Source organism: Mesorhizobium sp. M6A.T.Cr.TU.016.01.1.1 (assembly GCF_003952585.1).
Lineage (GTDB): Bacteria > Pseudomonadota > Alphaproteobacteria > Rhizobiales > Rhizobiaceae > Mesorhizobium > Mesorhizobium mediterraneum.
This window is the reverse complement of the sequence record NZ_CP034452.1, coordinates 1,238,955-1,251,644: the sequence shown is the minus strand read 5'-3', so window position 1 is coordinate 1,251,644 and position 12,690 is coordinate 1,238,955. Positions and strand designations below refer to the sequence as shown.

The 12,690-nt window shown below is 63.5% G+C and carries 10 protein-coding genes; 6 read left to right on the top strand and 4 right to left on the bottom strand.

The genetic code is table 11. From position 1 onward, the window contains the following. Positions 1–174: 174 nt before the first annotated feature. Positions 175–1,251 carry a quinone-dependent dihydroorotate dehydrogenase gene (locus EJ075_RS05780; protein WP_126103694.1) on the bottom strand — a complete coding sequence of 359 codons (1,077 nt, stop codon included), beginning with the start codon at positions 1,249–1,251 and terminating at the stop codon, positions 175–177. Beyond that, positions 1,248–1,598 (bottom strand): DUF952 domain-containing protein, encoded by a 351-nt coding sequence (locus tag EJ075_RS05775; RefSeq protein ID WP_164547042.1) that lies wholly within the window; start codon positions 1,596–1,598, stop codon positions 1,248–1,250. The genes EJ075_RS05780 and EJ075_RS05775 overlap by 4 nt, the downstream gene beginning before the upstream one ends. A gap of 109 nt (positions 1,599–1,707) precedes the next feature. On the opposite strand from EJ075_RS05775, the gene EJ075_RS05770 reads away from it, so the two are divergent. Continuing rightward, a complete protein-coding gene (locus EJ075_RS05770) occupies positions 1,708–2,145 on the top strand; it encodes a hypothetical protein (protein ID WP_126103692.1) in 438 nt (145 codons plus the stop codon). Between the two features lie 125 nt (positions 2,146–2,270). Next, a complete protein-coding gene (locus EJ075_RS05765) occupies positions 2,271–2,930 on the top strand; it encodes a response regulator transcription factor (protein ID WP_126103691.1) in 660 nt (219 codons plus the stop codon). Positions 2,931–2,967: 37 nt separating this feature from the next. On the opposite strand, the gene EJ075_RS05760 is transcribed toward EJ075_RS05765, so the two are convergent. Then, a complete protein-coding gene (locus EJ075_RS05760; RefSeq protein WP_126103690.1) occupies positions 2,968–6,456 on the bottom strand; it encodes a PAS domain-containing hybrid sensor histidine kinase/response regulator in 3,489 nt (1,162 codons plus the stop codon). Positions 6,457–6,695: 239 nt separating this feature from the next. Between EJ075_RS05760 and mscL the strand changes: the two genes are divergently transcribed. Beyond that, entirely contained in the window at positions 6,696–7,115 is a 420-nt protein-coding gene (mscL, locus tag EJ075_RS05755) for a large conductance mechanosensitive channel protein MscL (protein ID WP_126107248.1), read from the top strand. Between the two features lie 111 nt (positions 7,116–7,226). Further along, positions 7,227–8,393 (top strand): pyridoxal phosphate-dependent aminotransferase, encoded by a 1,167-nt coding sequence (locus tag EJ075_RS05750; protein ID WP_126103689.1) that lies wholly within the window; start codon positions 7,227–7,229, stop codon positions 8,391–8,393. Positions 8,394–8,785: 392 nt separating this feature from the next. On the opposite strand, the gene hemA is transcribed toward EJ075_RS05750, so the two are convergent. Next, entirely contained in the window at positions 8,786–10,063 is a 1,278-nt protein-coding gene (gene hemA, locus EJ075_RS05745) for a 5-aminolevulinate synthase (RefSeq protein ID WP_095488094.1), read from the bottom strand. 276 nt (positions 10,064–10,339) lie between these two features. Between hemA and galE the strand changes: the two genes are divergently transcribed. Beyond that, complete coding sequence (gene galE, locus EJ075_RS05740) at positions 10,340–11,335, top strand: UDP-glucose 4-epimerase GalE (RefSeq protein ID WP_126103688.1); 996 nt, start codon at positions 10,340–10,342, stop codon at positions 11,333–11,335. Between the two features lie 104 nt (positions 11,336–11,439). Then, on the top strand, positions 11,440–12,690 hold the full coding sequence (locus EJ075_RS05735; protein ID WP_126103687.1) for a D-amino acid dehydrogenase: 1,251 nt from the start codon (positions 11,440–11,442) through the stop codon (positions 12,688–12,690).

Sequence of the window (12,690 nt, the reverse complement as noted above, 5' to 3'; positions counted from 1 at the left end):
TCCGCAATTTTTGGCGTCGGCGGAACTGCCCAGTTGCTTCTTTTTGGGTTGTTGCCTGCTATCGGCGGCGCCACCTGCGAGCGGATCGTCAGTCGCAATTGACCCTGGACGAATGAGCCAAAGGGGTCGTGAGCGGATGCATCTCGAACTATGACACTACGCTTTTTAGAGCATTTACAGTTGCTTCGACGCCCAGAAGTCGAGGCGGCTGTCACGCAGATCACGGACAGATTTGAGCCGCTCTTTTTTCACGAAGCGGACCATTCCGGAAAGAATGCGGCCCGGCAGTGCGGGCCCGGCATAGATCATGCCGGTATAGAGCTGGACGAGATCGGCGCCGGCGCGGATCTTTTCCAGCGCCGTCTCACTGGAATCGATACCGCCGACACCGATGATGGCGCGGTCCGGGCCAAGCAGTTTGCGCATCTTGGCCAATACGATGGTCGAGCGTTCGAATAACGGCTTTCCGGAAAGTCCTCCGGGCTCACCGGCAAGGCCGGCGCTGCGCAGGCCAGGCCGCGCAATCGTGGTGTTGGAGACGATGACGCCGTCAATTCGCTTCTCCGTGACCTCGGCGGCGATGTCCTCGAGCTCGGCCTCGACCAGGTCCGGCGCGATCTTGAGGAAGACCGGCGGCTGCGCGGCCGCTGCCGCCCGTGCGGCCATGACGCGCGACAAGAGCTCGCCGAGCTGCTGGCGCGCCTGCATGTTGCGCAGGCCGGGCGTGTTCGGCGAGGAGATGTTGACCGTCAGATAGGTCGCGTATGGCGCAAACCTGATAACGCCGCGTTCATAGTCACCGACGCGGTCGGCGCTGTCCTTGTTGGCGCCGATATTGACGCCGACGATGCCGGCACGGCCCTTGCGGGCGGCAAGCCGTTTCTCGGCGGCTTCGTGACCCTCATTGTTGAAGCCCAGCCGATTGATCACCGCTTCGTCCGATGTCAGCCGGAAAATGCGCGGCTTCGGGTTGCCGGCCTGCGGCAGCGGCGTGATCGTGCCGACCTCGGCAAAGCCGAAGCCGAGGCCAAGCAGGGCATCGGCAACCTCGGCGTTCTTGTCGTAGCCGGCAGCCATGCCGAGCGGATTGGGGAAATCGATGCCGCAGACGCTGACTTTCAGCCTGTCGTCGCGCACCGGTCGCCCGGCCACCGGCAGCCCGCATTTCAGCGCGGCGATCGACAGGCCGTGGGCGGCTTCCGGATCGAATGCGAACAGGAGCCTCTGGCCGAGCCGGTCGAGCACGCTCATTCGGCCTCCAGCGCCGGGAATTGGTGGAGGCCGTCGGTGCCCAGCGGCAATGGTTGCACCCAGGCGACGGCCTTCAGGTCGAGCGGGCCGTAAAGATGAGGGAACAGCGCACCGCCGCGCGAGACTTCGTATTTCAGCGCATCACCCAGTTTGGCTCCATCGATGGCGACCAGCAGCAGCCCCGTCTGGCCGGCGAAGTGTTTTGCAGCTGTTTCCCTCGCCTGCCCGGCGGTGGAAAAATGGATGAAGCCGTCGGCGACGTCGATCGGCGCACCGGTGAAGCGGCCATTTCTTTCGGCCTCGCGCCACAGCGGTTCGGGTACTATCTTGTAGATAATCTGAGACATGATTGCGCTATAGTCCGAACCAACCATGCGGGGAAGGGTGCGCCAGAGTTCTTCCCCATTTCCGGCGCAAACATGCGATAAATTGCGCTACTGGCCCATGGAGGACAATATGCGTCCGCAGCACGTCTTAATCCCCGCAGCGCTCGTCTCGCTCGTCGCGGCGTCGGCCTTTTCCGAGGAAGCGAACCGCTACCGGCTGGAAAAATCGGCCACCGGCTATGTCCGCATGGACACGCAGACCGGTGCGATGTCGATCTGCGAGGAGCGGGCCGGCCAGCTCGTCTGCAAGATGGCGGCCGATGAACGCGCCGCCTTCCAGGACGAGGTCGACCGGCTGCAAAATTCGGTGAAGGCGCTCGACGAGCGCGTCGTCAAGCTCGAGAACTCGCTGGCCGCCCGGTTTGAGTCGACGTTGCCCAGCGAAGAGGATTTCAACAAGACGATGAGCTACATGGAGCGCTTCCTGCGCGGCTTCATGGGTATCGTCAAGGACATGGAAAAGGACAGCGGCGAAGATGGCGCCAAACCCAATTCGCAAAAAACCTGAGCACCGGTCACCGGAAGAAACCCGGCGCATAGTCTTGCCGCTTGAAAATGGCTGATATCGCCGCATAATCGTCGACTGATCCCGTAAGAAGCAGACAATCATCAATGGGATTCGGGGAGGGCCATGTGCCGTCAGGCTACACTTTCGTCATCGCCGACGACCATCCGCTTTTTCGCGGCGCGCTGAGAGAGGCGCTTGCCGGCATCGGCAACGTCGCCGGCATTCACGAGGCCGGCGATTTCGAAAGCGCCAAGGCGCTGGTCGTAACCAATGAGGACGTCGATCTGGTGCTGCTCGACCTGTCGATGCCGGGCGCGAGCGGCCTTTCCGGTCTGATCTCGCTGCGCGGCATCCATCCGACGGTGCCGCTGGTGGTGGTATCGGCGCATGACGACCCGGTGACCATCAGGCGCGCGCTCGATCTCGGCGCTTCGGGGTTCATCTCCAAATCGGCTAGCATGGAGGAGATCCGCAGCGCTGTGCAGTCGGTGCTTGCCGGCGACATCGCCGCACCCACGGGCATCGATCTCGGTGTCGAGCGCGATCCCGAGATATCCGATCTGATCAAGCGGCTGCAAACGCTGACGCCGCAGCAGACGCGCGTGCTCGGCATGCTGGCCGAAGGACTGCTCAACAAGCAGATCGCTTACGAACTCGGTGTCTCCGAAGCGACGATAAAGGCGCATGTATCGGCCATTCTGCAGAAGCTTGGCGTCGACAGCCGCACCCAGGCGGTGATCCTGCTGTCCAAGATCGGCAGCGACCCGCTACCGGCAGCCATCTGACCTCGGCACCCGGGGGGTCAACAGAAAGCTGTGACCGTTACTCGGCCGCCGACGCCAGTGGCCTGACCCTGGCCATCATCGAGCGCAGCACCGCCGGTTTGAGCGGCTTGTTGATCACCGGCACGTCGAGCCTGGCGGCGCTGGCGCGCACCTCGCTGGAGCGGTCGGCGGTGACCAGCACCGCCGGCATGTCCTGGCCGTGGATCGCGCGCAGCTTAGCGATCATTTCGAGACCGGTCTCGCCGTCGAGATGGTAATCGGCAAGCACGATGTCGGGGCGTTGCTTGACCGATCCCTTGAGATCCCCCGAGCCGGAAAATGTGTCGACGCTGCAGCCCCAGCCTTCGAGCAGCAGCCGCATGCCGTCGAGGATGCGGGCGTCGTTGTCGATGCAGAGCACGCGGAGCCCGGCAAGCGAAGCCGCGGTGCGGACCGGCGCTTTCGCCGCGATCTCGCGGCGTGGCTCCTGCGCTGCCGCGACCGGCAGGATGACGGAAAAGCGCGTGCCTTTGCCCGGGTTCGAAAAGATCCGGATTTCGAGGCGCAAGACGCGAGCGATGCGGTCGACGATGGAGAGGCCGAGGCCGAGGCCTTCGGCCTCGCGCGCACCCTCGTCGAGCCGGGTGAACTCGCGAAAGACCGTGTTCAGCTTGTCGCCGGCAATGCCAATGCCGGTATCGATCACCTGTATCTCGACCAGTTCGCCGCGCCGCCGCACCCCGACCAGGACGTGGCCGCGGCGCGTGTATTTGACGGCGTTGGATACGAGGTTCTGGATCAGGCGGCGTAGGAGATTGCGATCCGTCATCACGCTGAGCGACGACGGCACGATCGTCAGGCCGAGCTTCCTCTCGGCGGCAAGCGGCTGGAAGTCGTTGCCGATCTGTCGCAGCAGCTCGTCCAGGCTGAAGACGGTGTCGTCCGGTTTCATCGCGCCGGCATCGAGACGCGAGATATCGAGCACCGCGCCGAGAATGGTCTCGACCGATTCCAGCGAGGATTCGATGTTGATCGCCGCCTTGCCGGCCCGCCCCTTGCCGGCCTTTTCGATCAGCGACGAGCAATAGAGGCGGGCGGCGTTCAGGGGCTGCAGGATGTCGTGGCCGGCGGCGGCAAGGAAGCGCGTCTTGCCGAGATTGGCCTCCTCGGCCAGCATCTGCGCCTGTGCCAGCTCCTCGTTGACGCGGGTCAGTTCGACGGTGCGATCCTTGACGCGCTGTTCCAGCGATTCATTGGCGCGCTTGAGCGCCAGATCCTGCTCGACGCGTCCGGAGATGTCGGCATAGGTGGCGACGATGCCGCCGTCCGGCATCGGATTGGAACGCAACTCCAGGATGCGGCCGCTGGTCTTCAGCTCCATCTGCCAGGGGCTGACGAAACTGGTGAGGCGGTTGAGCATCGCCACCCTCTGGTCGGCCGGAATGTCGCCGCGCTCGGCAAGGTAGCGCAGGATGCGATCGAGCGAGACGCCGACTTGGCCCATCTCGTCGGGCAGGTCGAACAGCGCCCGATACTGGCGGTTCCAGCAGATCAGCCGAAAATCCCTGTCGAAGACGGTGATGCCCTGTTCCATCTGGTCGAGCGCGATCTGCAACAGGTCACGATTGTGCTGCAGCGCTTCGGTGGCGTCGTCGAGCAGGCGGAAGGCATCCTTGGATTCGCGGTCGTTGCGGCGTAGCAGCAGCGACAGGATCAGCCGCGCCGAGGAGGAGCCGACCGCACTCGCCAGAAGCTGCTCGGAGAAACGGATGACGTCCATGCTGGCCTGCTCGTTGCCGTGCAACGAAACGCCATTGCTCTCTTCAAACGTCTGAAAGGACCGCTCGGTACGTTCGACGCCAAGATAACGCGCGATCGTGTCCTTGAGGCCATTGACGGTGACGGTGGTGCGGAAGCGGCGCAGGCTGGGCATCGGGCTCGCCTCGCGCGGCACGAAGATCGACGCCTGGATGCGTTCCAGCGGCACCGACGCGCGCGACAGCGAGCCGAGCACGAAGAACAGGGTGTTGATCGACAGGCTCCACAAGACGCCATGGTTCAGCGGCTCGGCGACGGTGCCGAACAGCGCTTGCGGCCGCAACGCTTCGAAACCGAACAGGCCGTGCACGACGATGCCGGTATCGGACGCGACGAGCGACGGAAGCAGCAGCGTGTAGCCCCAGACGACGATGCCGGCGACCATGCCGAGTGCAGCACCCCTGCCGTTGGCGCCGCGCCAGATCAAACCGCCGATCAATGCCGGCGCGAACTGCGCGATCGCCGCGAAGGACATCAGGCCGATCGAGGAGAGCCGCGCGCTGTCGGTGCTCTCGCGATAGTAGAGGAAGGCGATGAACAGCATGATGAAGATCGCCGCCCGCCGCACGTTGAGGATGAGCGCCGACCAGTCCTCGTTCTCGGAAGTCGTGGTCCTGAGCAGGCGGCGCACGAACAGCGGAATGACGAGGTCGTTGGAGATCATGATCGACAGCGCGACGCTTTCGACAATCACCATTGCGGTCGCCGCGGACAGGCCGCCGATGAAGGCCGCCATCGCCAGCAAATCGTGGCCGCTGAGCAGCGGCAGCGACAAGACGTAGAGGTCGCTGCTGGTCCTGGTGCCGACCAGCGCCAGGCCGGCGAGCGCGATCGGCAGCACAAAAAGGTTGATCGCCACCAGATAGAGCGGAAACACCCATGTCGCGGTGCGCAGCTCGGCCTCGCTGCGGTTTTCGACGATGGTGACGTAGAACTGGCGCGGCAGCATGATGATGGCGAAGCCGCTCAAACATGTCAGCACCAGCCAGGTTGCGAGCGACGTCCTGTAGCCCATCGCTTGCTGAACTTGCGAATTCTCCGCGAGCTTGTCGACCATATCGCCTGGGCCGCCAAAGATCAGGAAGATCACCAGCAGGCCGATCGCCAGGAAAGCGGCCAGCTTGACCACGGTTTCGACCGCCACCGCCAGCACCAGCCCGTCCTGGTGCTCGGTGGCGTCGGCGTGGCGCGTGCCGAACAGCACTGCAAACAGCGCAAGCAGCATGGCAACGACCAGCGAGATGTCACTGACGAACGGATCGAAAGAGGGTGGCGAGCCGGTATAATGCTCGACCATCAGGCTGACCGAGCCGGAAATCGCCTTCAACTGCAGCGCCATATAGGGCACCGCGCCGATCGTCGCGATCAGCGTGGCGATCGCCGCAACGGTAAAGCTCTTGCCGTAGCGGGCACCGAGGAAGTCGGCGATCGAGGTGATCTTCTCGGTCTTGGCCAACCTGACGATGCGATGAAGCAGCGGAAAGCCGAACACGAACACCAGCACCGGTCCGGTATAGATGCCGAGGAATTCAAGGCCGCGCTCGGAGGAAAGGCCGACCGAACCGAAGAAGGTCCAGGAGGTGCAGTAGATCGCCAGGCTGAGCGCATAGATGAAGGGGCGGGCCTGGCCAGGCCCGGATGCCGCCGAGCGCCGGTCGCCGAGGCTGGCGATGACGAACAGCAACGTCACATAGGCTATCGCGATGATGACGATAAACCAGCCCTGCACGGCTTGATAATCCTCCCTTACCGGTTTTGCATCCGGCCTGCTGAGACGCAATCACAGCTTGGCGATCAAGTCCATCGCGGCTTTCGGCGCAGATGGCTGCGGCTTCGGGAAATTTGGCCGGTGGAAACCAGTCTTTTGCCCATGCTGCAACCGCAGGTTTTTGCTATCTTGCCTGTGGGCCGGTGCCGAAAGGCGCGGGTAGGGCGGCAGCACGGCCCCGTCATGACAAGGAGGGTCGAATGCTGAAAGAATTCCAGGAGTTCATTTCCAGGGGCAATGTGATGGACCTGGCCGTCGGCGTCATCATCGGCGCTGCCTTCGGCAGAATCGTCGATTCGCTGGTCAACGACATCATCATGCCGATCGTGGGCGCGATTTTGGGCGGACTGGACTTCAACAATTACTTCTTCGCCCTGTCCTCTGCCGTCAATGCCACGTCGCTGGCGGATGCCAAGAAACAGGGCGCCGTTTTCGCTTATGGCAGCTTTATCACCGTGGTGCTGAACTTCATCATTCTCGCCTTCATCATCTTCTTGATGATCAAGGCGGTGAATAATCTGCGCAGGCGGCTAGAAGCTGAAAAGCCCGCCGCCCCTGCCGCGCCGCCGGCCGATGTTGCGCTCCTCACCGAAATTCGCGATCTCCTCGCCAGGAAATAGCGCAGGGGCAAGATCTCTGGACCAAAACCCCGGTCGTTTTCGGCCGGGGTTTTCTATTTTCGCCTGTCGTAAAACACGCTAGCAGTCCAGAAGACGAAAACGGATCTATCCATGACCCTGATCGAGAATTTGCGCGCCGAGGCCCGGGCTGCGCCGGAAAGCGGCATTGTCGCCGTCATGAACCGCGGCCGCGACCGCGACGGCATGATCCCGCTCTGGGCCGGCGAGGGCGACCTGCCGACGCCCACCTTCATCACAGATGCCGCTTCCCGCGCGCTGGCCGGCGGCGAGACCTTCTATACCTGGCAGAAAGGCATCCCCGAGCTGAGGCAGGCGCTCGCCCGCTATTACGTCAGGCATTTCGGCAAGAGTTTCGCCGAGGAAGAATTCATCGTCACCGGTTCGGGCATGCACGCTATCCAGCTGGCGCTCGACGCGGTCGCCGGCAATGGCGACGAGGTCGTCTATCTGTCGCCGGCCTGGCCCAACTTCGCCGCTGCCGCCAGCCTGGCGGGCGCCATCCCGGTCGCTGTCACGCTCGACCAGTCCGGCAATGGCTGGTCCTGCGACGTCGACAAGATCGAGGCGGCGATCACGCCAAGGACGAAGGCGCTGTTCGTCAACACACCGTCCAACCCGACCGGCTGGACCGCCGACAGGGAGACGCTGCAGGCGATCCTCGACCTTGCCCGCGAAAGGGGCCTGTGGATCATCGCCGACGAGATCTATTCGCTGTTCCACTACGGCGACCGTCGCGCGCCGTCCTTCATCGACATCATGGCCGACGAGGATCGCATTCTGTTCGTCAACAGTTTTTCCAAGAACTGGGCGATGACCGGCTGGCGCGTCGGCTGGATCAAGACCCATCCTGCCTTGCAGCAGGTATTCGAGAACCTGGTCCAGTATTCGACCTCTGGCGTCGCCCAGTTCATGCAGCGCGGCGCGGTCGTCGCCCTCGACGAAGGTGACGCCTTCATCGTCGAGCAGGTGGAGCGGGCGAGGGCGGCGCGTGACCTGGTCTGCGGCATCCTGGCTGCGACCGGCAGGGCACGCTTCACCGTGCCGCAAGGCGCGTTCTATCTGTTCTTCGCGATCGACGGCATCACCGATTCACGCGCCGCCGCCTTCGACATCGTCGACCGCGCCAGTGTCGGCCTGGCGCCCGGAACCGCCTTCGGCCCCGGCGGCGAGGCCTTCCTCAGGCTGTGCTTCCACCGCCGCCTCGACCAGCTCGAGGAAGCCGCGCACCGGCTGGCGAAGTGGATGAAGACTGCTTGAGGTTTGTTGAGGTTCGCGCCAGGTCGGACAGCGCGAACCGTTGCACTCCTTGGCCAACGCAATGGCATGGATCCTAGGGTCTGCGCCGCGGCGCCTCGCTCCTTGCTACGCCCTAGGATGACGAAGGGTGTGTCGCTTTTCGCCAATCTCCGAAGTCGCGATTGCCGTCAGCCACAACGCTTCTCGGTATTCGCTGTGCCAGTCGCCGCTAGTCTCCAACCTTTTGCGATTAGCCGCTGGCCACCATGCCTTCGTCATCCTAGGGCGTAGCAGTCGCGAAGCGACGTCGCGTAGACCCTAGGATCCATGCCGCGACCACTGAGCGTCGCAACACTGAAGAATAAGGCGGCACCGATGGGCAGCTACCACAATGATGCCCACGGCGGCGGAGGTCACCCGCCGGACTTCGGCACAAGCAACGGAATGACGCGGTCGCTTTCCCTCACGGCCGGCCGGCCCGCAGACCCGTAAGGGATACCCAAAGCATCCCAGGTCTCGACGAGAGCATCCTGAAGCTCCGCGATCAGGTGATCCGAATGGAACGGGGTCGGCGTGATGCGCAGCCGTTCGGTGCCGCGCGGCACGGTCGGGTAGTTGATCGGCTGGATGTAGATGCCGTGGACGCCGAGCAGGCGGTCGCTGGCCATCTTGCAGAGCTCGGGATCGCCGACGAGCAGTGGCACGATGTGGGTGGCGGAGTCCATCACCGGCAGGCCGGCGGCGGTAAGAACCTGCTTGGTCCGCGTCGCCTGACGCAGTTGCGCGTCGCGTTCGGCCTGCGAGCGCTTCAGATGGCGGATCGATGTGGTCGCCGCGGCGGCGATGGCCGGCGGCAGCGCCGTGGTGAAGATGAAGCCCGGCGCGTAGGAGCGCACGGCATCGATCACGGCACTTGTGCCGGTGATATAGCCGCCGAGCGTGCCGAACGCCTTGGCCAGCGTGCCTTCGATGATGTCGATACGGTCGGCCAGCCCTTCACGCTCGGTGATGCCGCCGCCGCGCGGTCCATACATGCCAACGGCGTGGACCTCGTCGATATAGGTCATGGCATTGTAGCGCTCGGCAAGATCGACGATCTGCCTGATCGGCGCGATATCGCCGTCCATCGAATAGACGCTCTCGAAGACGATCAGCTTGGCGCGCTCGCGGCCCGCCGCCTGCAGCAGGCTTTCGAGATGGGCAACGTCATTGTGGCGGAAGATCTTCTTCTCGGCCCCCGAACGCCGCACGCCCTCGATCATCGAGGCGTGGTTTAGTTCGTCCGAGACGATCAGGCAGTTGGGCAGGAGCCGCGCAATAGTCGAGATCGAGGCTTCGTTGGAGACAAAGCCGGAGGTGAAGACGAGTGCGGCTTCCTTGTCGTGCAGGTCGGCCAGTTCCAGTTCAAGCTCGACCAGCGGGTTGCTGGTGCCGGAGATGTTGCGGGTGCCACCGGCGCCAGATCCCATCTTGCCGGCGGCATTCTGCATCGCCGCGATGACGTCCGGATGCTGGCCCATGCCGAGATAATCGTTGGAGCACCAGACGGTGATTTCCTGGGCGCGGCCGTTGGCGCGCCAGATGGCGCGCGGGAATTTCCCCACAATGCGCTCGAGGTCGGCGAAGATGCGGTAGCGACGCTCTGCATGGAGCTGGTCGATCGCGTCTTCGAAGAAACGCTGATAGTTCATTTCGGCTTCCCAATTTTTGCGTGGGATCATAATCATTGCCCTATTCGACGTCCACTTGGCCTTTTTGGTCAAAATGCCACGCCCCAAGCCTGTTCCTAACGACCACGGATCATGGCCTATTCCCTTGATGTGCATCAATTTTGTTTCAGGACGATGCCACGCGTCGATGAGGCTGGTCACCACAGACACTAATGGTACTAATGGCCTAGTGGCAGCCTTTCCAGTAAGGCGGGTGTTGAGACAGTTTCCGATAAATCTTGAGCAGCGAGGACGCGGATGACGGTTTTGGTGACAGGTGGTGCCGGCTATATCGGCAGCCATATGGTCTGGGAGCTGCTGGATGCCGGCGAAAGCGTCGTCGTCCTCGACCGGCTTTCGACCGGCTTTGAATGGGCGGTGGCGCCAGAGGCAAAGCTCGTCGTCGGCGATGTCGCCGACAAGGAGCTGGTCGGTTCGATCATCCGCGACAACAAGGTCGACGCGATCATCCATTTCGCCGGCTCCATCGTGGTTCCCGAATCGGTCGCCGACCCGCTCGGCTATTACGAGAACAACACCTGCAAGACGCGCACGTTGATCGAGACCGCGGTGCGCGAAGGCGTGCCCAATTTCATCTTTTCCTCGACCGCCGCTGTCTATGGCGGCGCCGGGCTGGAACCGGTGCGCGAGGATGCCCGACTTGCACCGGAATCACCCTACGGGCTGTCCAAGCTGATGAGCGAATGGATGTTGCGCGACGCCGCAATCGCCTATGGCTTGCGCTATACGGCGTTGCGCTATTTCAACGTCGCCGGCGCCGATCCGAAGGGCCGCACCGGCCAGTCGACGCCGGGCGCCACGCATCTGATCAAGGTCGCCGCCGAGACGGCGCTCGGCAAGCGTCCCTTCATGCAGGTGTTCGGCACCGACTATCCGACACCCGACGGCACCTGCATGCGCGACTACATCCATGTCAGCGATCTGGCGGCGGCGCATCGGCTGGCGCTGGAGCGGCTGCGCGCCGGCGGGACGAGCCTCGTCGCCAATTGCGGCTACAGCCACGGCTATTCGGTGCTTGAGGTGATCGACAGCGTGCGCCGCGTCTTCGGTCGTGATTTCGACGTGCGGATGGGCGAGCGCCGTCCGGGCGACGCCGCCGCGGTGGTTGCCAATTCGGAGCTGGCGCGCCGCGAGCTCGGCTGGACCCCGGAACGTGACGACCTCGATCTGATTGTCGCCGACGCGCTCGCCTGGGAGCGCATCCTGACCGGCAAGAATTCGGCGCGGAGCTGAGACCAAGTTCTTAGGCTCGAAAGCTCTACGCAGAAGCGCTATTGAAGGAGCTGCGCGGCGAAGCGTGAACGCATTTGGCCGCGTGTGACCTTTGGGGGGGCGGCATGAGAATATTGGTGCTCGGAGCTGGCGTCGTCGGCACGGCGGCCGCCTATTATCTGGCGAGCGACGGCCACGAGGTGACCGTGATCGAGCGCCACCCGGCAGCGGCGCGCGGCACCAGCCAATCGAATGCCGGGCTGGTCTCGCCAGGCGACGCCACCGCCTGGGCCTCGCCCGCCGCGCTGAAGACGTTCCTGCGCGCGCTTTACAACCATGATCTCGGCATCAAGGTGCGGCTGCGCTTCGATCCCTATTTCTTCGCCTGGAGTCTGCGCTTCCTGCGCCAGTGCACGCAAGCGCGTTTGCGCGCCAACACCGACATCAAGCTGCGCCTTGCGCTCTATTCGCGCGACTGCATCAACGCCATCTCGGCCGACACCGGCATTCACTATGACGAGCGTAGGAAGGGCATTCTCTATTTCTTCCGCTCGCAGCAGAGTTTTGATACCGGCACCGACAATTACCGCTATCTCGCCGAGCACGGTCTGCCGATCGAGATCGTCGGCCGCGACCGGCTGGTCGAGTTGGAACCTGGGCTCGCCGGAGTGAAGGACAAGATCGCCGGCGGCGTCTATTCGCCGATCGACCAGACCGGCGATTCCAGCCAATTCACCCAAAACCTCGCTGCCTATGCCGCCGAGAAACTCGGCGTTCAATTTCTCTACGGCACATCAGTCGAAGGCCTCGACATCGAAGGCGATCGGGTACGTGCGGTGATGACCTCGGCCGGCCCGGTCGCCGGCGACGCCGTGGTCATATCGATGGGACCGGAAAGCGGGCTGCTTGGTCGCCGTTACGGCATCGATCTGCCGGTCTATCCGGTCAAGGGTTACACCGCGACCGTGCCGCTGGAGGACGAGAGCAAGGGGCCGACCATGGGCGGCGCCGATGAGGATCAGCTCATTGGCTATTCGCGGCTGGGCAACCGGCTGCGGCTTGCTTCGACCGCCGAATTCACCGGCTTCGACCGCACCCACAAGCCGAGCGATTTCGCCGCCATGTTCAGGACCGGCAAGGAGCTTTTCCCGGGTGCCTTCGATGAGAAAAAGGCCGAGCTCTGGGCCGGCTTGCGACCGATGATGCCGAACTCGGTGCCGGTCATCGGCCGGGCGCGCTACAGCAACCTCTACCTCGATACCGGCCACGGCCATATCGGCTGGACCATGGCCTGCGGCTCCGGAAAATTCCTCGCCGATCTGGTCGCCGGCCGTAACCCGGAGATCGACCCGCAAGGGCTGGTCTACAGGGGCTAA

Bases quoted from the DNA above. Each gene is read 5' to 3' on its own strand.
- EJ075_RS05780 (WP_126103694.1), bottom strand. From the start codon at position 1,251: ATGAGCGTGCTCGACCGGCTCGGCCAGAGGCTCCTGTTCGCATTCGAT.
- mscL (WP_126107248.1), top strand. From the start codon at position 6,696: ATGCTGAAAGAATTCCAGGAGTTCATTTCCAGGGGCAATGTGATGGAC.
- galE (WP_126103688.1), top strand. From the start codon at position 10,340: ATGACGGTTTTGGTGACAGGTGGTGCCGGCTATATCGGCAGCCATATG.
- EJ075_RS05750 (WP_126103689.1), top strand. From the start codon at position 7,227: ATGACCCTGATCGAGAATTTGCGCGCCGAGGCCCGGGCTGCGCCGGAA.
- EJ075_RS05770 (WP_126103692.1), top strand. From the start codon at position 1,708: ATGCGTCCGCAGCACGTCTTAATCCCCGCAGCGCTCGTCTCGCTCGTC.
- EJ075_RS05775 (WP_164547042.1), bottom strand. From the start codon at position 1,598: ATGTCTCAGATTATCTACAAGATAGTACCCGAACCGCTGTGGCGCGAG.
- EJ075_RS05735 (WP_126103687.1), top strand. From the start codon at position 11,440: ATGAGAATATTGGTGCTCGGAGCTGGCGTCGTCGGCACGGCGGCCGCC.
- hemA (WP_095488094.1), bottom strand. From the start codon at position 10,063: ATGAACTATCAGCGTTTCTTCGAAGACGCGATCGACCAGCTCCATGCA.